Source organism: Rhodopseudomonas infernalis, assembly GCF_022271405.1.
Lineage (GTDB): Bacteria > Pseudomonadota > Alphaproteobacteria > Rhizobiales > Xanthobacteraceae > Rhodopseudomonas > Rhodopseudomonas infernalis.
Window position 1 is genome coordinate 44088 of sequence record NZ_JAJNAL010000005.1, and the last position, 19150, is coordinate 63237.

At 66.0% G+C, this 19150-nt stretch carries 23 protein-coding genes; 17 read left to right on the forward strand and 6 right to left on the reverse strand.

The annotated features are described in order from the left end of the window. Positions 1-43: 43 nt before the first annotated feature. From ipdC to LPW26_RS05385, 3 genes are all read left to right on the forward strand, one after another. Entirely contained in the window at positions 44-1675 is a 1632-nt protein-coding gene (gene ipdC / locus LPW26_RS05375) for an indolepyruvate/phenylpyruvate decarboxylase (protein WP_238733252.1), read from the forward strand. 10 nt (positions 1676-1685) lie between these two features. Further along, entirely contained in the window at positions 1686-2444 is a 759-nt protein-coding gene (locus tag LPW26_RS05380; protein ID WP_238733253.1) for a M15 family metallopeptidase, read from the forward strand. 121 nt (positions 2445-2565) lie between these two features. Further along, complete coding sequence (locus tag LPW26_RS05385; RefSeq protein WP_238733254.1) at positions 2566-4215, forward strand: isovaleryl-CoA dehydrogenase; 1650 nt, start codon at positions 2566-2568, stop codon at positions 4213-4215. A gap of 260 nt (positions 4216-4475) precedes the next feature. Here LPW26_RS05385 and LPW26_RS05390 read toward each other — a convergent pair whose 3' ends face one another. Both LPW26_RS05390 and ruvX read right to left on the reverse strand, forming a co-directional pair. Beyond that, positions 4476-4859, reverse strand: a complete 384-nt coding sequence (locus tag LPW26_RS05390) for a YchJ family protein (protein WP_238733255.1) — start codon at positions 4857-4859, stop codon at positions 4476-4478. Between the two features lie 32 nt (positions 4860-4891). Beyond that, positions 4892-5374: a Holliday junction resolvase RuvX gene (gene ruvX, locus LPW26_RS05395; RefSeq protein WP_238733256.1), complete on the reverse strand. Its 483-nt coding sequence runs from the start codon at positions 5372-5374 to the stop codon at positions 4892-4894. Positions 5375-5546: 172 nt separating this feature from the next. Here ruvX and LPW26_RS05400 point away from each other — a divergent pair, with 172 nt between their 5' ends. The 4 genes from LPW26_RS05400 (at position 5547) to LPW26_RS05415 (ending at position 7530) form a co-directional block, all read left to right on the forward strand. After that, positions 5547-5783: a hypothetical protein gene (locus LPW26_RS05400; RefSeq protein ID WP_238733257.1), complete on the forward strand. Its 237-nt coding sequence runs from the start codon at positions 5547-5549 to the stop codon at positions 5781-5783. Positions 5784-5873: 90 nt separating this feature from the next. Then, positions 5874-6950 (forward strand): NAD(P)H-dependent flavin oxidoreductase, encoded by a 1077-nt coding sequence (locus tag LPW26_RS05405; protein ID WP_238733258.1) that lies wholly within the window; start codon positions 5874-5876, stop codon positions 6948-6950. 75 nt (positions 6951-7025) lie between these two features. Then, positions 7026-7313 carry an Asp-tRNA(Asn)/Glu-tRNA(Gln) amidotransferase subunit GatC gene (gene gatC / locus LPW26_RS05410; protein WP_238733259.1) on the forward strand — a complete coding sequence of 96 codons (288 nt, stop codon included), beginning with the start codon at positions 7026-7028 and terminating at the stop codon, positions 7311-7313. Between the two features lie 10 nt (positions 7314-7323). Then, complete coding sequence (locus LPW26_RS05415; protein ID WP_238733260.1) at positions 7324-7530, forward strand: hypothetical protein; 207 nt, start codon at positions 7324-7326, stop codon at positions 7528-7530. A gap of 3 nt (positions 7531-7533) precedes the next feature. On the opposite strand, the gene LPW26_RS05420 is transcribed toward LPW26_RS05415, so the two are convergent. Beyond that, complete coding sequence (locus LPW26_RS05420) at positions 7534-7818, reverse strand: BrnA antitoxin family protein (protein WP_406677047.1); 285 nt, start codon at positions 7816-7818, stop codon at positions 7534-7536. Then, positions 7766-8053, reverse strand: coding sequence for a BrnT family toxin (locus LPW26_RS05425; protein WP_238733262.1), 288 nt, complete (start codon positions 8051-8053; stop codon positions 7766-7768). Before LPW26_RS05425 ends, LPW26_RS05420 begins: the two co-directional genes overlap by 53 nt. A gap of 178 nt (positions 8054-8231) precedes the next feature. On the opposite strand from LPW26_RS05425, the gene gatA reads away from it, so the two are divergent. Both gatA and LPW26_RS05435 read left to right on the forward strand, forming a co-directional pair. Continuing rightward, positions 8232-9710 (forward strand): Asp-tRNA(Asn)/Glu-tRNA(Gln) amidotransferase subunit GatA, encoded by a 1479-nt coding sequence (gene gatA, locus LPW26_RS05430; RefSeq protein WP_238733263.1) that lies wholly within the window; start codon positions 8232-8234, stop codon positions 9708-9710. 76 nt (positions 9711-9786) lie between these two features. Further along, positions 9787-10887, forward strand: coding sequence for a sensor histidine kinase (locus LPW26_RS05435; protein WP_238733264.1), 1101 nt, complete (start codon positions 9787-9789; stop codon positions 10885-10887). Positions 10888-11064: 177 nt separating this feature from the next. Here the strand turns inward: LPW26_RS05435 and LPW26_RS05440 are convergent, their stop codons facing one another. Further along, positions 11065-12000 (reverse strand): GlxA family transcriptional regulator, encoded by a 936-nt coding sequence (locus tag LPW26_RS05440; RefSeq protein ID WP_238733265.1) that lies wholly within the window; start codon positions 11998-12000, stop codon positions 11065-11067. Positions 12001-12101: 101 nt separating this feature from the next. Here LPW26_RS05440 and LPW26_RS05445 point away from each other — a divergent pair, with 101 nt between their 5' ends. The 7 genes from LPW26_RS05445 to LPW26_RS05475 all read left to right on the forward strand — a co-directional run bounded on the left by LPW26_RS05445 (position 12102) and on the right by LPW26_RS05475 (position 17209). After that, on the forward strand, positions 12102-12605 hold the full coding sequence (locus LPW26_RS05445) for a cysteine hydrolase family protein (RefSeq protein WP_238733266.1): 504 nt from the start codon (positions 12102-12104) through the stop codon (positions 12603-12605). Positions 12606-12722: 117 nt separating this feature from the next. After that, a complete protein-coding gene (locus tag LPW26_RS05450; protein WP_238733267.1) occupies positions 12723-13133 on the forward strand; it encodes a DUF7662 domain-containing protein in 411 nt (136 codons plus the stop codon). 1 nt (position 13134) lies between these two features. Beyond that, positions 13135-13548, forward strand: coding sequence for a type II toxin-antitoxin system VapC family toxin (locus LPW26_RS05455; RefSeq protein WP_238733268.1), 414 nt, complete (start codon positions 13135-13137; stop codon positions 13546-13548). A 25-nt stretch (positions 13549-13573) separates the two neighbouring features. Next, a complete protein-coding gene (gatB, locus tag LPW26_RS05460) occupies positions 13574-15058 on the forward strand; it encodes an Asp-tRNA(Asn)/Glu-tRNA(Gln) amidotransferase subunit GatB (RefSeq protein ID WP_238733269.1) in 1485 nt (494 codons plus the stop codon). Between the two features lie 508 nt (positions 15059-15566). Then, positions 15567-15710, forward strand: coding sequence for a histone H1 (locus LPW26_RS05465; protein ID WP_119854730.1), 144 nt, complete (start codon positions 15567-15569; stop codon positions 15708-15710). A 660-nt stretch (positions 15711-16370) separates the two neighbouring features. Further along, complete coding sequence (locus tag LPW26_RS05470) at positions 16371-16637, forward strand: hypothetical protein (RefSeq protein ID WP_238733270.1); 267 nt, start codon at positions 16371-16373, stop codon at positions 16635-16637. A gap of 131 nt (positions 16638-16768) precedes the next feature. Beyond that, entirely contained in the window at positions 16769-17209 is a 441-nt protein-coding gene (locus LPW26_RS05475) for a cache domain-containing protein (protein WP_238733271.1), read from the forward strand. A 214-nt stretch (positions 17210-17423) separates the two neighbouring features. On the opposite strand, the gene LPW26_RS05480 is transcribed toward LPW26_RS05475, so the two are convergent. After that, the gene (locus LPW26_RS05480; protein WP_238733272.1) at positions 17424-18422 is read right to left on the reverse strand and encodes a Bug family tripartite tricarboxylate transporter substrate binding protein; all 999 of its coding nucleotides are present in this window, start codon (positions 18420-18422) and stop codon (positions 17424-17426) included. A gap of 143 nt (positions 18423-18565) precedes the next feature. Here LPW26_RS05480 and LPW26_RS05485 point away from each other — a divergent pair, with 143 nt between their 5' ends. After that, positions 18566-19150: an NnrU family protein gene (locus LPW26_RS05485; RefSeq protein ID WP_238733273.1), complete on the forward strand. Its 585-nt coding sequence runs from the start codon at positions 18566-18568 to the stop codon at positions 19148-19150.

Consider the following 19150-nt stretch of genomic DNA (forward strand, 5'->3'; position numbering starts at 1 on the left):
CTGATAAAGCGGACGGGCCCTCGTGCGATGCCCAGGAGTCTTCATGCCGACGCTTGCGACCGCTCTGCTCGACGCGCTCAAGGATCACGGCGCAAAGGAGATCTTCGGCATCCCCGGCGATTTCGTGCTGCCATTCTTCAAGGTGATCGAGGAGAGCGGCACGCTGCCGTATTTCACGCTGAGCCATGAGCCGGCGGTCGGCTTTGCGGCGGATGCTGCCTCGCGCTATCGCGGCGGCATCGGTGTCGCGGTGGTGACCTACGGGGCGGGCGCGTTCAATCTGGTCAATTCGATCGCCGGTGCTTATGCGGAGCGTTCGCCGGTGGTGGTGATCGCCGGCGCACCGGGCATGCGCGAACGCAGCAGCGGTTATCTGCTGCATCACCAGGTCCGCACCGTCGACTCGCAACTCGCGGTGTTCAAGGAAGTCACCTGCGCGCAGGCGGTGCTGAATGATCCCGCGACCGCGCCGGCCGAGATCGCCCGCGTGCTGCGCAGCGCGCTGGAACTGTCGCTGCCGGTCTACATCGAGTTTCCGCGCGACCTGGTCGATGCCAAAGTCGAGGCGGTGGCGAAGTTGCCGCAACGCGCCGCCGATCCAGGAGCGCGCGACGAGTGCGCGCAGGAAATCCTGGGGCGCGTCGCCAAGGCGAAATCGCCGGTGGTGGTGGTCGACGTCGAAATCCGCCGCTACGGCGTCGAGAAGCAGGTCGCGGCGCTGGCCCGCAAGCTCGGGCTGCCGGTGGTGACCACCTTCATGGGACGCGGGCTGCTCGAAGGCGAGGACGATGTCGTCGCCGGCACCTATATGGGCGCCGCCGGCGATGCCGGGCTGTCGGCGCTGGTCGAGGAGGCCGACCTGGTGCTGATGTTCGGCGTGATCCTGTCCGACACCAACTTCGCGCTGTCGACCAACATGACCGACCCGCGCCGCACCGTGCTGGCGAGCGGCCGCGAAGTGCAGATCGGCCATCACGTCTATCGCGACCTGCCGCTGGCCGACCTGATCGCCGGTCTCGACGCCCATGCCGCGCAGCATCCGCCGCGGCCGCGCAACGCCGGCAACGGCATGGCGTATCCGCGCAAGCTGGTCGCCGACGGAGGCGCGATCGCGCCGTCCGATATCGCCACCGCGATCAACGATCTGTTCGACAAACATGGCAAGATGCCGATGACCGCCGATATCGGCGACTGCCTGTTCACCGCGATGGAGATCGACAACACCCAGCTCGCCGCGCCCGGTTACTACGCCGGCATGGGGTTCGGCGTGCCAGCCGGCATCGGCGTCGCTGCGACGGGGCTGCGGCCACTGGTACTGGTCGGCGACGGCGCGTTCCAGATGACCGGCTGGGAGCTCGGTAACTGCGAGCGCTACGGGCTCGATCCGATCGTGGTGCTGTTCAACAATTGCAGCTGGGAAATGCTGCGGGTGTTTCAGCCGGAGTCGAAGTTCAACGATCTCGATGACTGGCACTTCGCCGCCATCGCCAAATCGATCGGCGGCCACGGCGAGCGCGTCACTACGCGCGCCGAACTCGCCGCCGCACTCGATGCCGCGGCGACGCGGCGCGGGCAGTTCTCGCTGATCGAAGTAATGCTGCCGCGCGGCGCCACCTCGCATACGCTGGCGCGCTTCGTCACCGGCTTCAAGGCCGCGCGCGAGCGGATGAAGTGAGCAGGGCACAATGGTGTTGAGACGCGGAGCTGCGCTGCTCGCCGCAATGATCCTCGCGGCGGGTGCGGCGCAGGCGCAGCAATTGCCCGATGACTTCGTCTATCTGCGCGATCTCGATCCGAGCATTCGGCAGGACATCCGCTATACGGGCGCGAACAATTTCGTCGGGCGGCGGCTCGCGGGCTATGATGCGAACGAGTGCATCGTGAAGCGCGCTGTCGGACTGGCGCTGGTCAACGTGCAGCGCGAGTTGGCACCCCAGCAGTTGTCCCTGAAGATGCTCGACTGCTACCGCCCGGCGCGGGCTTCGCGCGACATGGTGGCGTGGGCGCAGGACGGCAACGAGACGCCTGCGCAACGGCGCTACAATCCGACCTTCAGCAAGAGCGAGCTGTTCCGGCTCGGTTACATCGCCGCGAATTCCGGCCACTCGACCGGCGCGGCGGTCGATCTGACGCTGGTCGATCTGCGGGCGCCGAAAGGCCCGCCGTTCGATCCGAACCGCGCCTATGCGGATTGCACCGCACCGGAAGCCATGCGCGCGCCGGAAGACAGCGTCGACATGGGCACGAGCTACGACTGCTCCGACGCGAAGGCCTACACCGCCGCCAAGTCGATCAGCCCGGCGCAGCGGCGCTGGCGGCGCATCCTGCTCGGCGCGATGACGCGCCAGGGCTTCGTCAACTTCTCCAAGGAATGGTGGCACTTCTCGCTGCCCGGCACGCCGCGGGTGGCGCATGATTTCCCGATCAGGCCGCGACCCCGATAGCTGCCTTGCGGTGGCGAACACCATCGGGGATTTGCCGAGGTCACGCCCGATCCGGCGTGATCTGGCCGATGTTTCTGCATAAGATGCCCGCGAATCCATTCGCCGCCCGCCGGGAACACTCATGACGCAGCCGTCTTTCGCGACCCACGAGGTCTTCAATCAGTCGCCGGCGTTCGAGGACGTCGATCTGTTCGGCGCCGATCGGCCGCTGGTCGAGGCGGTGACGTTCAACAATGCCGGCCATGCGCATGTCGAACTCGAAGCCTTCGGCCGGACCTGGGGCTCGGCGCATATGGCCGAGCGCGGCCGGCTCGCCAACGAGCACACGCCGCGGCTGAAGACCTTCGACGCCAAGGGTGTTCGCCTCGATCGGGTCGAATTTCATCCCGCCTATCACGAGCTGATGCAGGAGAGCTTTCACGCCGGCATCCACAACTCGACGTGGGACGCCAATGGCCAATCCGCCGGTGGCTCGTCCGAAGTGTCGCGGGCCGCGAAGTTCTACATGGCGGCGCAGGTCGAGACCGGGCATCTGTGCCCCGTGACGATGACTCGCGCGTCGGTCGCAGCGCTCGCCGCGCAGCCGGATCTGCTGGCGCAGGTGATGCCGGTGCTGAGCAGCAAGCGCTACGACACCGCCTTCGCGCCGTGGTCCGAGAAGCGCGGCATGAGCATCGGCATGGGCATGACCGAGAAGCAGGGCGGCACCGACGTGCGCAGCAACGCCACGCGTGCGGTCCGCGACGGCGACGCCTACCGCATCATCGGCCACAAATGGTTCATGTCGGCGCCGATGTGCGACGCGTTTCTGGTGTTGGCGCAGGCTGAGGAGGGGCTGAGCTGTTTCTTCATGCCGCGCTTCAAGCCCGATGGCTCGGTCAACGACATCCACTTCCAGCGGCTGAAGGACAAGCTCGGCAATCGCTCCAACGCGTCGTCCGAGGTCGAGTTCACCGGCGCCTATGCGGTGCCGGTCGGCGAACCGGGGCGCGGCATCCGCACCATCATCCAGATGGTGCAACTGACCCGGCAGGATTGCGCGATCGCCTCCGCCGGGCTGATGCGCTCGGGCCTCGCGCATGCGCTGCATCACGCGCGTCATCGCAGCGTGTTCCAGAAACACCTCGTCGATCACTCGCTGATGCAGGCGGTGCTCGCCGACATGGCGCTGCAGGTCGAGGCTTCGGTCGCGCTGGTGATGCGGCTGTGCCGGGCCTTCGACCAGGCGCCGCACGATCACCTCGAAGCCGCCTACATGCGGCTGATGACTCCGGCCGTGAAGTACTGGATCTGCAAATCGGCGCCGCCATTCGTCTATGAGGCGATGGAGTGCATGGGCGGCAACGGCTATGTCGAGGACGGCATTCTGGCGCGTCATTACCGCGAGGCGCCGGTGAATGCGATCTGGGAGGGCTCCGGCAACGTGATGTGCCTCGACGTGCTGCGCGCGATGTCGCGCGAGAGCGACGCCGGCACGGAAGTCCTGCAAAGCCTGATCCAGGACACCGCCGGCCTGACCGGCGGACCCGCCGCCGCGAGCCTCGTCGCCCGCGCGTTCCTGCAGGCCGACAATGAACGCACCGCGCGGCTCGCCGTCGAGACCCTGGCCAAGCTCGCCGCCGCCGCCGCGCTCAGCGAGATCCACCCGCCGCACGCCGAACTGTTCGCGCGGACGCGGCTGACCCCGGAGCCCGCCACCATGTACGGCGCCGCAAATCTCAGCGCCGAGCAGGCGCGTGGCTTGCTGGCGCGGGCGCTGCCGGAGATGTGAAGCGCATCAGCCCCATTGCCACACCCATCCCCGTCATGCCCGCGCTCGTCGCGGGCATCCACGCCTTTCGGCCGTACCTCGCGCCAAGGCTTGGATGGCCGGGACAAGCCCGGCCATGACGAGTCACTGCCACAACCTCTCCCCGTCATTGCGAGCACCCGGATCGGCGCTTCGCGCCGTCCGGGCACAGGCTCCGCGAAGCAATGCAGCTGAGTGCACCGCGCTGGATTGCTTCGCTGCGCTCGCAATGACGGACCGGGCTAGCCGGCCGTCTCGCCGCCGGAGAAGTACCAGCGGCCTTTGTGCTTGCGGAATTGCGAGTGCTCGTGGTGGGTCTGGTCGGTGCCGTTGCGGCTGAAGCGGGCGACGAATTCGACGTTGCCGCGGCTGCCTTTCTCGCTGCTGGCGAGCACCAGCAGATCGACGAAGGTCGATTGCTCCATCCAGGCGCGGTTGGCGTCGTGGTCGAACAGGGCGGTCGTGTCGGGATCGGTGGTCTCGACGATGTAGTCGAAGTCTTTCAGCACATAGGCGGCGTAGCGAGAGCGCATCAGCGCTTCCGGGCTCTGGGCCTGCCGGGCGCGGGCGAGCAGCGGGCCGCAGCAGTCGTCGTAGGATTTGCCGGAGCCGCAGACGCAGGTCATGGCATGCATCATCGTTGGCTATCAGAGGGCGATCAGCCGGCGCGGCGGAGCGCGGCGAGCCGATCGAGCGCACCCTGGAGAATATAGATCGCGGCGTGTTCGTCGATCACCTTGGCCCGCTTGGCACGGCTGACATCGTTGGCGATCAGCTCGCGCTCGACCGCCGCCGTCGACAGCCGCTCGTCCCACAGCCCGATCGGCAGCTCGGTCAGCCGCGAAAAATTGCGCGCGAAGGCGCGGGTCGACTGCGCGCGCGGGCCTTCGCTGCCGTCCATGTTGAGCGGCAGACCGAGCACGAAGCCGCAGGCCGCGCGCTCGGCGCCGAGTGCCAGCAGCCGCCGCGCGTCGGCCGTGAACGCCTTGCGGGCAACGGTTTCGATGCCGGTGGCGAGTTTGCGATCCGGATCCGAGCCGGCGACGCCGATCGTCTTGGTGCCGAGGTCGAGGCCGAGCAAGGTGCCGCGCGCCGGCCAATGCGCGGCGGCTTCGATCAGCGGAAGGATGAGAGCTGGCATGGCCGCCGCATAGCACGCGACGGCGGCCGCGCATAGGCAAGGCCGGACGGCTCCGGTCGAACGGCGATCCGGCATGCGCCGATGGACAATCCCGAGGCGCTACATCGCGCTTGCGCGTGCCCCGCGATCGCTGCGAGATAGCATCCGGATTTGGGTTGCTGGCAGGTTGAAGATGGACGCGCTTGGCTGGTTCGGGTTGGCTGCAGTCGCCGTCATGGTGCTCAGCTACGCGCTGGAGGATCACAGCTTTTGGTTCATTCTGGTGTTCGCGATCGCCTGCGGGCTGGGAGCGATCTCGAGCTTCCTGCACGGGGTCTGGCCGCTCGGCGTCCTGACCGCCGTCTGGGCCGGGATCGCGCTGCGCCGGTTTTTACTGAAGCTGCGTCCGGCGCCGTCCGGCGCAGGATAGCGGGGCGCCGTGCCGCCGTGCTAAACCGGCGCAGGCGCGCAGCGGCGCGCGCCACACCCTTCATTCTTCCCGTCATTGTGAGTGTCGACCATGTGGCCCGACCGCCGTATCCTTGATCTGTTCGCCATCGAGTTTCCGTTCCTGCTGGCGCCGATGGCCGGCGCGATGGACGCCGAACTCGCGGTCGCGGCCGCGCGCGGCGGAGCACTGGGCTCGCTGCCTTGCGCGATGCTGAGCGCCGACAAGGCGCGCGAGCAGGTCGGCATCTTCCGCCAGCAGATCGCGGCGCCGATCAATCTGAATTTCTTCTGCCACACGCCGGTCGACGCCGATCCGGCGCAGGAGGCGGCGTGGAAGCAGCGGCTCGGCGCTTACTATCAGGAACACGGCCTCGACCCGGCCGCGCCGGTGCCGGCCGCCAGCCGCGCGCCGTTCGACGCGGCGATGTGCGCGCTGGTCGAAGAGCTGAAGCCCGAAGTGGTGAGCTTCCATTTCGGTCTGCCCGAGGCGTCGCTGCTGGCGCGCGTCAAGGCGACCGGCGCCAAGTTGATCGCCTCGGCGACGATCGTGCGCGAGGCGATCTGGCTGGAGGAGCACGGCGTCGACGCGATCATCGCGCAGGGCGCCGAGGCGGGCGGGCATCGCGGCATGTTCCTGACCCAATCGATCGCGCAGCAGCCGGGCCTGTTCGCGCTGCTGCCGCAGGTGGTCGATGCGGTTCATGTCCCGGTGATCGCCGCCGGCGGCATCGCCGATGGCCGGGCGATAGCAGCCGCGTTCGCGCTCGGCGCGGCCGGCGTGCAGATCGGCACCGCCTATCTGCGCTGCCCGGAATCGCGGACCAGCGAACTGGTGCGCGCGGCGCTGGCGCGCGGCACCGACGAAGCGACGGTGATGACCAATGTGATGACCGGGCGTCCGGCGCGCGGCATCGCCAACCGGGTGATGCGCGAGGTCGGCCCGGTGTCGGCCGACGCGCCGGCGTTCCCGCACGCCGCCGCTGCGCTCGGGCCGCTGAAGGCCGTCGCCGAGAAGCAGGGCAAGGTCGACTTCACCAATCTGTGGGCCGGGCAGGCGGTGCGGCTCGGCCGCGATATGCCGGCGGCGGAACTGACGCGGGCGCTGGCCGGCGCCGCGCTGGCGCGGCTGAGCCGGCTTGCCGGCTGATCCGCTGAGGTTGCGGCGCTAAACCCGGCTCTGCTATACGGCGCGGATCGCCATCTCGGGAAAAGGCCATATATAATGTCGGTCGATGCCGCCACCGTTCGTCGCATCGCGCATCTGGCGCGGATCGCCGTGACCGACGAGGAGGTGCCGCATCTGCAGGGCGAACTCAACGCGATGCTGGCGTTCGTCGAGCAGCTGTCGGAAGTCGATGTGAACGGCGTCGAGCCGATGACCTCGGTGACGCCGATGCAGATGAAGAAGCGGGTCGACGTCGTCAACGACGGCGAGATCGCCGATCAGGTCGTCGCCAACGCGCCGGCCACGGAAGATCACTTCTTCCTGGTGCCCAAGGTGGTCGAATAGGAACCGCGCGATGTGCCTGCTGTGCGACGACGAGAAGGCCTATCAGGCCTATATGGACTACCTCGATGCGATGGAGCGCAAGGGCAAGGTCGTCGATCAGGACACCGCGATGAACGCCGTCCTCGACGGCCTGCAGGCCGCCGCCAAGGCCAATCGCGACGCCCCTGAAAACGACAAGACGCTGTCGCCGTTCTTCTGCAGCCCGGTCAACAAATAGCCCTCAGGCCTTCTTCAGCTTCCGCACGCGGCGCAGGTCGGCGTTGATCTGCGACTGCCAGCCGCGTCCGAGCGCGCGATAGGCTTCCAGCACGTCGGCATCGAGCCGCAGCGTCACCGAACTCTTCGGCTGCTCCCCGAGCGGCGGCCGCCCGCGGCGGACGATCTTGCCGTCGATGCGAATCTCCCCGGTGCGGAAGAACTCGTCGAGCAGTTCAGGAGCATCGTCAGGATCGTCAGTCAAAGCCTTGCCGAAAGAGGGCGGCCCAGCGGACTTCTTCCTTGGCATGGCAGTACCTCATCGAAATCACATGATGGTCGCCGTCACGTGGCGTCCAGACGATCACGACCATGCGCGGACCGACGTATCCTGCAGTGATGTAGCGGTCCTCGCCGTAGTCGAAGCGATCGTCGAGCTTCGTCACGATACGTCCGGCAAACGCCGATGCGGCATCGGTGGCAAAGTCGAGGCCACGATGTCGCCGGGTCCAATCCCGCTTTGCCGGATCGAATGTGATCGACATGCAATTATGTAACTACAATATTCAGGTCGTCAATGCCCGACTCTAGCCGCGCCGGCCGAAGCGGCACAATCGCTTCAATTGTCGAAGGCGCTGTGCTAGCCAGCGCTGCAATGCAGCCGCACGATCCGCGGCGCCTCGACCGGCCTGCGCCGGCTCCACTTCCAGGCGTGCCTGAACCATGACCGATCTGACATCGCTGACGCTCGCCGAGGCCCGTGAGGGGCTCGCCACCAAGTCCTTCACCGCGGTCGAATTGACCGATGCGCATCTGAACGCCATCGAGGCGGCGCGCGTGCTCAACGCCTACGTGGTCGAGACGCCTGACGAGGCGCGCAAGATGGCGCAGGCGGCGGATGCGCAGATCGCCAAGGGCGAGGGCGGTCCGCTGGCCGGCATCCCGCTCGGCATCAAGGACCTGTTCGCCACCAAGGGCACGCGGACCACGGCGTGCTCGAAGATCCTCGGCGACTTCAAGCCGACCTACGAGTCGACCGTGACGACGCAGCTGTGGCGCGACGGCGCGGTGCTGCTCGGCAAGCTCAACAACGACGAATTTGCGATGGGCTCGTCGAACGAGACCTCGTGCTTCGGCCCGGTGGTCAATCCCTGGCGCCGCGCCGGCTCTGACGCGCAGCTGGTGCCGGGCGGCTCGTCGGGCGGCTCGGCCGCCGCCGTCGCAGCCGGCCTGTGCCTCGGCGCCACGGCGACCGACACCGGCGGCTCAATCCGCCAGCCGGCAGCGTTCACCGGCACGGTCGGTATCAAGCCGACCTACGGCCGCTGCTCGCGCTGGGGCATCGTGGCGTTCGCCTCGTCGCTCGATCAGGCCGGTCCGATCGCCCGCACGGTGCGCGACTCCGCGATCCTGCTGCGCTCGATGGCCGGCTTTGACCCGAAGGACACCACCTCGGTCGATCGCCCGGTGCCGAACTACGAAGCCGCGATCGGCGGCTCGGTGAAAGGCATGAAGATCGGCATCCCGAAGGAGTATCGGCTGGACGGCATGCCGGCCGAGATCGAGAAGCTGTGGTCGCAGGGCGCCGAGTGGCTCAAGGCCGCAGGCGCGGAACTCGTCGAGGTGTCGCTGCCGCACACCAAATACGCGCTGCCGGCCTATTACATCGTGGCGCCGGCGGAAGCCTCGTCCAATCTCGCGCGCTATGACGGCGTCCGCTACGGCGCGCGCGTGGGCGGCCGTAACATCGTCGAGATGTACGAGGCGACCCGCGCCGCCGGCTTCGGCGCCGAGGTCAAGCGCCGCATCATGATCGGCACCTACGTGCTGTCGGCGGGCTACTACGACGCCTATTACCTACGCGCGCAAAAAGTCCGCACGCTGATCAAGCGCGACTTCGAACAGTGTTTCGAGCAGGGCGTGTCCGCGATCCTGACGCCGGCGACGCCGTCTGCGGCGTTCGGCATCGGCGAGAAGGGCGGCGCCGATCCGGTCGAGATGTATCTCAACGACATCTTCACCGTGACGGTGAACATGGCCGGGCTTCCCGGCATCGCGGTTCCCGCCGGCAGCGACTCGCAGGGCCTGCCGCTTGGCCTGCAACTGATAGGTCGGCCGTTCGACGAGGAGACGTTGTTCTCGCTCGGCGATGTGATCGAGCAATCCGCCGGGCGATTCACGCCGCGGAAATGGTGGGCCTGAGGGGCGACCCGCGCGCCGCTTTTGCGTTGCGTTTGTTTCGCGCTGCAGCCATGCTGACAGCGGGCAGGAAGGTTGAATGAGCACTGACGAAGGGGTGCCGTCTCCGCAAAGCGTCGACGGAATTTTGGGCTCGTCGGAGATCGCGGTCGCGATCGAAAACGACCGCTACAAGCATCTGCTCGACAATGTCCCGGTCGCCGTCGCGGTGTCGCGCGGCAATGGCGACGCGCAACGCATCGCCTATATCAACCGAGCCTTCGAGCTGCTGCTCGGCCTGTCGCAGGCCGACATCGAAGGCCAGGGCTGGACCTGTCTCGACACGCTGGTCAACGAGGACGATCCCGCCAAGACGCTCGGTGCCGCGATCCGGGTCGGCGAGGATTTTCTCGGCGTGTTCCGGCCGCTGACGCCGACCGAGCACGTGCTGATCGTGCAGGCCTACGCCTCGGTGATCGAGAGCGAAGACGGCCCCGAGAGCTTCCGGATCGCCGCGCTGGTCGATGTCGGCGGCCGCGAGCGCGCCCAGATCGAGCGCTTCGAAATCCAGATCCGCGAACGCGATACGCTGATGCGCGAACTGCAGCATCGAGTGAAGAACAATCTGCAGCTCGTCACCGCGCTGGTGCGGCTCGAGGCGCGCTCCGCCGCCGAAGGCGAGACCGTCGCGTTGGCGCGGCTCGCCAGCCGGATCGACGCGCTGACGGCTTTGTACCGGATCTTGTCCGCGGAGAGCGCCGGCAGCCAGGACATCGACCTCGGGCAGTATCTGTCCGACGTCACCGAAGCGGTGATGCAGGCCAACGGCCGCGACGGCGTCGCCTACGAGGTCAGCACGACCTATTGCCCGTTGTCGGTGAACATCGCGATGCCGGCCGGCTTGCTGGTCAACGAGATGCTGACCAATGCGCTGAAATACGCTTTCGTCGGGCGCAGCGGCGGACGCGTCAAGGTGATCTGCAGCGTCGAGGCCGGCCGTGTCTCGGTGGTGGTGTCGGATGACGGCGTCGGCCTGCCGGAAGGGCAGGAATGGCCGTCGCCGCGCAAGCTCGGCGCGCTGATCCTGCAGACCCTGAAAGAGAACGCTCGCAACGTCGCGTTCAACGCCAGGACCATTCGCGGGCAGGGCACCTGGTTCACGCTCACCTTCGACGCTGCCCCGACGCCCGCACCGCATTAGGCGCGTGATCGATTGATCGGTGATGACGTCTGCGCATCCACCGACTCGTCATCCTGAGGAGCCAGGCAAAGCAGGGCGTCTCGAAGGATGCGGCCACTGGTGCGAGTGCTGCATGGTTCGAGACGGCGCTTCGCCTCACCATGATGTTGTGACTGATGCAACAGCCCAAGCGTCGCGCTAATCCATCCGTTGCCGCGCCAGCCATTGCCGCGGCGTCAGGCCGAATTCGATGCGGAACGCCGTCCGCAATGCGGCGGCATCCGGAAAGCCGCAGCGAGTGGCGAGATCTTCCAGTCCTCGCGCGCCGCCGGCGAGCAGATCCTGCGCGCGCGCCAGCCTGACGCGGCGCAACCAGTCGCCGAGATTGCCGCCGGTCCGCGCCCGGATGTAACGGGTGAGGCTGCGGCGGCTCATGCCGGCGCGCTCGGCCAACTCGTCCAGCGACGGCGTCGCAACCGGATCGGCCCGGAGCGCCTCCAGCAGTTCGGAGATCCTGAGATCGGCAGTGGAGCCGATCGCAGGGCGTTCGATCAGTTGCGGCTGTTCTCCCGCGCGCTGCGGGGCGACGACGAGATGCCGGGCGACACGGTTGGCTTCGGCCGTGCCGGCGATCCGGCCGAGCAGATGCAGGCAGCAATCCAGCCCCGACGCGATTCCTGCCGAAGTCAGAATGCGTCCCTCGTCGACGAACAGGGCGCCGCGATCGACCACGACCTCGGGAAAGCGTGCAGCGAAATTCTCTACGCACGCCCAATGCGTCGTCGCACGTCGCCCGTCGAGTAGTCCCGCTTCGGCAAGGCCGAACGCGCCGAGGCAGAGGCCGACGACGATGGCACCGCGCGCCTCCGCGGCGCGGAGTTCGGAGGTGATCTCCGGCGGCACCGTTTCATGCGCATCGCGCCAGCCTGGCAGGATGACGACATCGGCCTCGCTGGCGGCGTGCAGTGGCAAGGGAGCCTCGATGGTCAGTCCGCCCGTCGCCGAAAATCGAGACTGAGCCGCGCATACATCGACCCGATGACCGCTGGCGAGAAACGGTTCGCCGAACACCGCCAGCGGTGTCGACAGCATGAACGGGCTGATCTGATCGTAGGCGAGGATGGCGATCTGCATTGGCCCAATATGCCCTAATAATGTCTATCAGGCCACTGATCCGGAGCAGCGCGTCGGCCTACAGGGAAAGGACTTTTCGACGGGCAGCAAAGGAGAACCCGATGGCGCGCGCTTTTCTCGTAATCGATATCCAGAACGACTACTTCGCGGGCGGCGCGTTACTGCTGTGGCAGGCGGAGGAAACCGAGGCCCGTCTCATCGCAGCGATTGGCCGTGCCCGGGCGGCTGGGGATCGGATCATTCTCGTGCGCCACGTATCGACTGCAGCGGCTGGCCCGTTTGCGGCGGGCAGCGCCGGCGTCGAGATCCGTCCGGGCATTCTTGACGCAGCAGGAGATGCCCCGGTCGTCACCAAGCAAGTTCCCGACGCGTTTCAGGACACCGACCTCGCATCTCACCTGCGGGGTGTCGATGAGCTGCTGGTCGGCGGGATGATGACCCAGAACTGCGTCGTCTTCACCGCGCTGTCGCGGGCGGCGGACCAGTTCCGCGTGCAGGTCGTCAGCGATCTGTGCACCGCGCCCACCGAGATCGTGCATCAAGTTGCGCTGAATGCCCTAGGCTCGAAGATCGACGTCGCGACGGCTGCGGAAGTCTGGGGGTAGCAACCTGGGGAGACGGCTGCAGCGATCGGGACGCGGCAAGGCATCGCGCGCACGTCAGATTTGACATCCCCTGCAACAATAGTTAGTGTGTAACTATTATTGCAGTGGAGATTGCACATGGGAAAGTACACCCCCCTCACGGAGTTTCTTAAGAAGCAGGCTGTTGGCGAAGTGCGGATGAGCTTTGCGCAGATCGAGCGTGTGATCGGAAGCAAGCTGCCGCCGGTCTCGCGCTATCGCGCGTGGTGGAGCAATTCGCCGACCAACAATGTAATGACCAAAGCTTGGCTTGAGGCAGGCTTCCGCAGCGAGCAGGTCGATATGGCAAGTGGCCGGTTAGTGTTTCGCCGCGACGAGCAGGCTGGACGACTTCGTGCAGCAGCCGGCGCAAAGCCCGGCCCGCATCCGTTGTTCGGATGCATGAAGGGTACCGTTCACATTCCGGCAGGTGTCGAGCTGACGGCACCGGCTGATCCGGAGTGGGGCGAGCTTGCCTATGGAAACGATCTGCCCGAGCGGGTGCTATAACTTGTCGCCGCTTTTGCTGGATACCTGCGCGCTGATATTTTTCGCGACGAGCGAGGACGAGACGGGTGAGGCGCGCGCCGCCGTGCAACAGACCCACGAGACTGGCCAAGCGGTTGTAGTCTCGCCAATCTCAGCCTGGGAAATCGGCGTGCTGGTTGCGCGCGGCCGGCTTAATTTGTTGATGCCGCCGTTGCGTTGGTTCGAGCAGGTGATGGAACGCTCCGGCCTATCGCTGGCAGCGCTGACTCCGGACGTGCTGGTCGCCTCGTCATTCCTGCCGGGTTTTCCCCATCGTGACCCGGCCGATCGGATCATCGCCGCGACCGCCCGGGAATACGGCTATCGGCTGATCACGCGCGACCGGTCGTTGTTGGCATACGCGCGGGAAGGGCATATTCAGGCGATTGCTTGCTGACCACGCGCCGCTCGAAGGACTTGCCATGAACGCACCCGTCAAACCGTCCCAGCTCATCAAGGGCGCCACCGGCGATTGGGAGATTGTGATCGGGCTGGAGATCCACGCCCAGGTCTCGTCCAACGCCAAGCTGTTCTCCGGTGCGGCGACCGAATTTGGCGGCGTGCCGAACAGTCACGTCTCGCTGGTCGACGCAGCGATGCCCGGCATGCTGCCGGTGATCAACGAGGAGTGCGTTCGTCAGGCGATCCGTTCAGGATTGGGACTGAACGCGCAGATCAATCTGCGCTCGGTGTTCGACCGCAAGAACTATTTCTATCCCGATCTGCCGCAGGGCTACCAGATCAGCCAGTACAAATCGCCGATCGTCGGCGAGGGCATCGTCGTGGTCGATCTGCCGACCGGCGAAAGCGTCAGCGTCGGCATCGAGCGGCTGCACCTCGAGCAGGACGCCGGCAAGTTGCTGCACGACCAGCACCCAACGATGACGTTCGTCGACCTCAACCGCTCCGGCGTCGCGCTGATGGAGATCGTTTCCAAGCCGGACCTGCGTTCATCCGAACAGGCCAAGGCCTACGTCTCCAAGCTGCGCACCATCCTGCGCTATCTCGGGACCTGCGATGGCGACATGGAGAAGGGTAGCCTGCGCGCCGACGTCAACGTCTCGGTGCGCCGTCCCGGCGAGCCGTTCGGCACACGATGCGAGATCAAGAACGTCAACTCGATCCGCTTCATCGGTCAGGCGATCGAATACGAAGCGCGTCGGCAGATCGGCATCCTCGAAGACGGCGGCAAGATCGACCAGGAGACCCGCTTGTTCGATGCGACCAAAGGCGAAACGCGCTCGATGCGCTCGAAGGAAGAGGCGCACGACTATCGCTACTTCCCCGATCCGGATCTGCTGCCGCTGGAGTTCTCGCAAGCCTATGTGGACGAGCTGAAGTCGAAGCTGCCCGAGCTGCCCGATGCCAAAAAGGCCCGTTTCATGGGCATTTTTGGGCTGTCGGCCGACGATGCTGGCGTGCTGGTGAGCGAGCGCGAGAGCGCTGAATTCTACGAGGCGGTGCTCGCTGGTCTCGCCGACAAAACGCGCGACGGCAAGCTCGCCGCCAACTGGGTGATCAACGAGTTGTTCGGCCGGCTCAACAAGGAGGGTCAGAGCATCGACGCTTCGCCGGTCTCCACCGCTCAGCTCGCAGCCATCGTCGATCTGATCGGCGAGGGCACCATCTCAGGCAAGATCGCCAAGGAACTGTTCGACATCGTCTGGGTTGAAGGCGGCGACCCGCGCGTTCTCGTCGAACAGCGCGGCTTGAAGCAGGTCACAGATCTCTCGGCGATCGAGAAGGTCGTCGACGAGATCGTGGCGGGCAATCCGGACAAGGTCGCACAAGTCGTCGCCAAGCCGGCGATGCTCGGTTGGTTCGTCGGACAGGTGATGAAGTCCTCCGGCGGCAAGGCCAATCCACAGGTCGTCAACGATCTCCTGAAGCGCAAACTCGGTCTCTGACCGCGCTGCGCGCATCGTCGTCGCGCCGCGCGACGACGATGCGCCGCGACGCGCCCGCTCGAATCATCGCTCGCGATTCGTCCCGAAACGCCTCTCTGGCGCGCCTTTCCGCCGCCCAGGCGGGGGTGTGGATGAAAATATTTTCGTTGCCAAAAATTCCGACTCAGACTCCGCCGACGGCTTTTACGCGCCGACTCGGACGGGCGCCGGTGTCGCCGAAACGCGTAGTTAGCTTACTAATCGGATTTGCAAAACGACTGGCACGCGCGGGTTTCTCTCGATCTTGACAAATGCGGACGTAGATTTTTCGGGGCTAAATGCGATCGCGCGGCAAACTCCGCGGCCGGCCGATTTGAAAGACGACGACGCGGCGCGGCAAACAGCCATCAACACTTCCTTAAGCGGGACACTGTTTTTTTCGATGTGTTGGTGTATTCGGGAAGTAGTGCATCTCGATTCCCGAGTGCACGCAGCAGCAATCAGCCATCTCACTTTATCGGAGGGCAACATGGCCAAGAAAGCGAAGAAGGCGGCGACGAAGAAAGCGGCGCCGAAGAAAGCCAAGACCGCGAAGACCGCGAAGAGCGCCGTGAAGAAGACGGCGAAGAAGACCACCAAGAAGGTTGCCAAGAAGGCCGCCAAGAAGAAGTAAGCTCGCTTACGAGCGAGTGCCGGCGGCACGACCGTCGGCAGCGTCAAAGGACATCGACGAATTTCCGCGCTCAGCGGCTTCGACGACAGTCCGCTCGACGAGAGGGTGTCGGCGAGACATCAGGCCAAACGGCCGGATTAGTGCGGCGGAAATTCCGAACGCGGATCCGGCAGAAGAAGCGGTTCTTCTTCGTACGGTGCGGATACTGGATCCGCAGTTTCACGGCGGTCTTCGCTTGTGGGATTTGGTCCTGGCGTGTTCGCCGACGCCCTCGTTCTTTTTTGCGCAGCCTGCTGGCGCGCCATCCCCGGTGTTTCCGCAACCGGCTTGACCCAACTCCCTCCGCATCTCGATTGCTCGTTCCGCGCCCCGGTCGCTGCCGGGGGGAGCGTTGCGGCTTGGCGCAATGGTTATCGGTTCGCCAAACTGCAGGGTAAACCGACCGTCAAGCGATTCAGAAAACCGTTGTCACACAGGCATTTTTGCGATTGCGCGTAGCGCGCCGGCTTGCGCCGTTCAGAATCCGTTCATCGCGATGCTTAAACTGCTCTTCAAATTTGAATGGTCAGATCTCCCTACACAAACACGCCGGGTCACGGCGGTGGAGACGACAGGACAGACGACAGGAGCCGCCTCCGGGGCGGCCAGATGGAGAGACAGATGCTGCAGGGATTTCTGAACACCGAGACTGCGCTGCCGATCGAAGCCGGCGAGAACCCGGATGTATTGTTCGACCTCGGCCTTCTGTTCGCGTCGGGACGCGGCGCTTCGATCGACCTCGTCGCGGCACACAAATGGTTCAACCTCGCCGCGCTGAAGGGCCGGGCTGACGCGATTGAGTTCCGCCGCGAAGTCGCCGCGCAGATGTCGGCCGAGCAGATTGCCGCAGCGCAGCGTGAAGCCCGCGCCTGGATCACCTCGCACTAACACGTCGACCTCTTGCGTGTAGCGGCGCCCGGTATCGACTTATGGTTAGTCCTAAGTCGCTCTGACCGCCGCCACAGCACCCGGCTATCCTTCCGGCATGCTCCACCAAGGGAGCCGAACCGGAGGAAACCATGCATCTCAAGTCATTGTTCTGTGTCGTCGCCAGCGCGGGCGTGCTCGTGAGCTCCGTCGCGCTCGCCGGTGAGTTCGGCACGGCCGACGAAGCCAAGACGATGCTCACCAAGGCCGCGGTGAAGGCCGATAAGACGACGGCGCTCGCGCAGTTCGCCAAGGGCGAGAGTGGCTTCAAGGACCGCGACCTCTACCCGTTCTGCGGCGGGCCGGACGGCCTGTTCACCGCGCACCCGACGCTGACCGGCAAGAGCCTGAAGGATCTCAAGGACAAGACCGGCAAGCCGCTGGGCGAAGAGATCTACGCCACCGCGAAGGAAGGCGAGGTCAAGGAAGTCAGCTACATGTGGCCGCGCCCCGGCCAGACCGATCCGGTCCAGAAGGTGAGCTACGTCACCAAGGTCGGCGACCAGACCTGCGCGGTCGGCTACTACAAGTAACCCACCGCGAGCAGTGCCTGAGCGCGTTGCATCCCCCAACTTCGTCATTCCGGGGCGCTCACGCAGTGAGCGAACCCGGAGTCCCGAACTTGTGGAAACGTTGGTCGGCTGCTCCACCGATCGAGATTCCGGGTTCGCGAGCTACGCTCGCGCCCCGGAATGACGGTGGTGGTGGGGCAAAGTCATTGCCTCTCCGACGATCGAAGTCGCGGACTCACTCGATGCGGATGCCGGCGGCGCGGATCACGTCGGTCCACACCTGCTTCTCCTCGGCTAGCGTCTTGCGCAACTCATCTGGCGAGGAGAGCGCGGGCGTGATCATCTGGACTTTCAACTTCGCGACCACGCCCGGCTCGGCGAGTGACTGCCGCACCTCGGCGTTGATCGCCGCGACCAGCGCCGGCGGCGTGCCGCGCGGCGCGATCAGCGCGTTCCAGGCGTCGGACTGAACGGCGATGCCGCTCTCTTTCAGCGTCGGCACGTCGGGAAGAAACGGCGAGCGCTCCGGCGTCGACACCGCGAGGATCTTCATCGTGCCGGACGCGAGCTGCGGCGCGACCGAGATCGCCGGCAGGCACGCCGCCTGCACATCGCCGCGGATCAGTGCCGTCACCGCGTTGGGCGATCCGGCGTAAGGAATATGCACGAGCTTGGCGCCAGCCTGCTGCGCGATCGCCTCCATGCACAGCTGCGACAGCGAACCGGCGCCGATCGAGGCGTAAGCGAGGCTGCTGCCCGGCGCCTTCAGCCGCGCGACGAACTCCGCAACGCTGCCGACACCAAGGCTCGACGGCACGACGAGCACGTTCGGCAGACGCGTCAGCATCGTCACCGGCGTGATGTCGTGGTCCGGATCGTAAGGCAGCTTGGCGAACAGCATCCGGTTGATCACCAGCGGGCCGGGGATCGAGATGCCGAGCGTCGCGCCGTCAGGGGCGGCCTTGGCGACCGTATCGGTGCCGATATTGCCGGCGGCGCCCGGCTTGTTCTCGACCACGAAGCTCGAGCCCGGATGCCGCGCCTGCAGACTGTCGGCGAGCACGCGGCCGACGATATCCGGCGTCGAGCCGGCGCCGAACGGCACGACGATCCGCACCAGCTTCGGCGGCCACGCGGCCGGTTCGGCAGCGGCCGCACTGCTGATCGTGCCTGCGGCGATGCCAAGCAGGGCCAGCAGCGGCGGCAGCACGCGGCGAACGAGGTCTCCCAGCATTTGCATCGGTCCTGTAAAGAGTGATACCCGGATTTCGCCCCGCACGGTGCCGTGCTGCGGCAGGTCGCCCGATGGCGCGGACCATAGGGCGAAATGGCCGGCGCGCAACCGCCGCATCCGCCGGCCGAGACAGGAGTGTCGTGATGGGACTTGCGGTGATGATCCTCGGCCTGGTGCTGTTCATCGGCACTCACGTCGTGACGACGCGGCGCGATCTGCGCGGCAAGCTGATCGGCATCGGCGGCGAGGCGGTCTACAAGATCGGCTATGCGGTGCTGGCGATCGGCGGCCTCGCGCTGATCGCCTATGGCTTCGGCGCCTATCGTGCCCACGGCTGGATCGACGTCTGGTATCCGCCGCGCTGGACCAGACATCTCACCGCACTGCTGATGCTGCCGATGGCGATCCTGCTGGCTGCGGCCTATTCGCGCGGGCGGATCTACGCGGCGGTCAAGCATCCGATGATCACTGCGGTGAAGCTGTGGGCGCTCGGCCATCTGATCGCCAACGGCGATCTCGGCTCGATCATCCTGTTCGGCTCGTTGCTCGCCTGGGCGGTGTATGACCGCATCTCGCTGAAGCGGCGCAACGACGCCGGCGGTCCGCCGATCCCGGTCGGCGGCGCCCGGAACGACGTCATCGCCATCGTCGCCGGCGTCGTGCTGTATCTGGTTCTCGCCTTCGTCTTCCATCCCTACGTCATCGGCGTATCCGTGTTCGGAGCCTAA

Coding starts and splice junctions, on each gene's coding strand:
- ipdC (WP_238733252.1), top strand. CDS start 44: ATGCCGACGCTTGCGACCGCTCTGCTCGACGCGCTCAAGGATCACGGC.
- LPW26_RS05380 (WP_238733253.1), top strand. CDS start 1,686: ATGGTGTTGAGACGCGGAGCTGCGCTGCTCGCCGCAATGATCCTCGCG.
- LPW26_RS05385 (WP_238733254.1), top strand. CDS start 2,566: ATGACGCAGCCGTCTTTCGCGACCCACGAGGTCTTCAATCAGTCGCCG.
- LPW26_RS05390 (WP_238733255.1), bottom strand. CDS start 4,859: ATGACCTGCGTCTGCGGCTCCGGCAAATCCTACGACGACTGCTGCGGC.
- ruvX (WP_238733256.1), bottom strand. CDS start 5,374: ATGCCAGCTCTCATCCTTCCGCTGATCGAAGCCGCCGCGCATTGGCCG.
- LPW26_RS05400 (WP_238733257.1), top strand. CDS start 5,547: ATGGACGCGCTTGGCTGGTTCGGGTTGGCTGCAGTCGCCGTCATGGTG.
- LPW26_RS05405 (WP_238733258.1), top strand. CDS start 5,874: ATGTGGCCCGACCGCCGTATCCTTGATCTGTTCGCCATCGAGTTTCCG.
- gatC (WP_238733259.1), top strand. CDS start 7,026: ATGTCGGTCGATGCCGCCACCGTTCGTCGCATCGCGCATCTGGCGCGG.
- LPW26_RS05415 (WP_238733260.1), top strand. CDS start 7,324: ATGTGCCTGCTGTGCGACGACGAGAAGGCCTATCAGGCCTATATGGAC.
- LPW26_RS05420 (WP_406677047.1), bottom strand. CDS start 7,818: ATGCCAAGGAAGAAGTCCGCTGGGCCGCCCTCTTTCGGCAAGGCTTTG.
- LPW26_RS05425 (WP_238733262.1), bottom strand. CDS start 8,053: ATGTCGATCACATTCGATCCGGCAAAGCGGGATTGGACCCGGCGACAT.
- gatA (WP_238733263.1), top strand. CDS start 8,232: ATGACCGATCTGACATCGCTGACGCTCGCCGAGGCCCGTGAGGGGCTC.
- LPW26_RS05435 (WP_238733264.1), top strand. CDS start 9,787: ATGAGCACTGACGAAGGGGTGCCGTCTCCGCAAAGCGTCGACGGAATT.
- LPW26_RS05440 (WP_238733265.1), bottom strand. CDS start 12,000: ATGCAGATCGCCATCCTCGCCTACGATCAGATCAGCCCGTTCATGCTG.
- LPW26_RS05445 (WP_238733266.1), top strand. CDS start 12,102: ATGGCGCGCGCTTTTCTCGTAATCGATATCCAGAACGACTACTTCGCG.
- LPW26_RS05450 (WP_238733267.1), top strand. CDS start 12,723: ATGGGAAAGTACACCCCCCTCACGGAGTTTCTTAAGAAGCAGGCTGTT.
- gatB (WP_238733269.1), top strand. CDS start 13,574: ATGAACGCACCCGTCAAACCGTCCCAGCTCATCAAGGGCGCCACCGGC.
- LPW26_RS05465 (WP_119854730.1), top strand. CDS start 15,567: ATGGCCAAGAAAGCGAAGAAGGCGGCGACGAAGAAAGCGGCGCCGAAG.
- LPW26_RS05470 (WP_238733270.1), top strand. CDS start 16,371: ATGCTGCAGGGATTTCTGAACACCGAGACTGCGCTGCCGATCGAAGCC.
- LPW26_RS05475 (WP_238733271.1), top strand. CDS start 16,769: ATGCATCTCAAGTCATTGTTCTGTGTCGTCGCCAGCGCGGGCGTGCTC.
- LPW26_RS05480 (WP_238733272.1), bottom strand. CDS start 18,422: ATGCTGGGAGACCTCGTTCGCCGCGTGCTGCCGCCGCTGCTGGCCCTG.
- LPW26_RS05485 (WP_238733273.1), top strand. CDS start 18,566: ATGGGACTTGCGGTGATGATCCTCGGCCTGGTGCTGTTCATCGGCACT.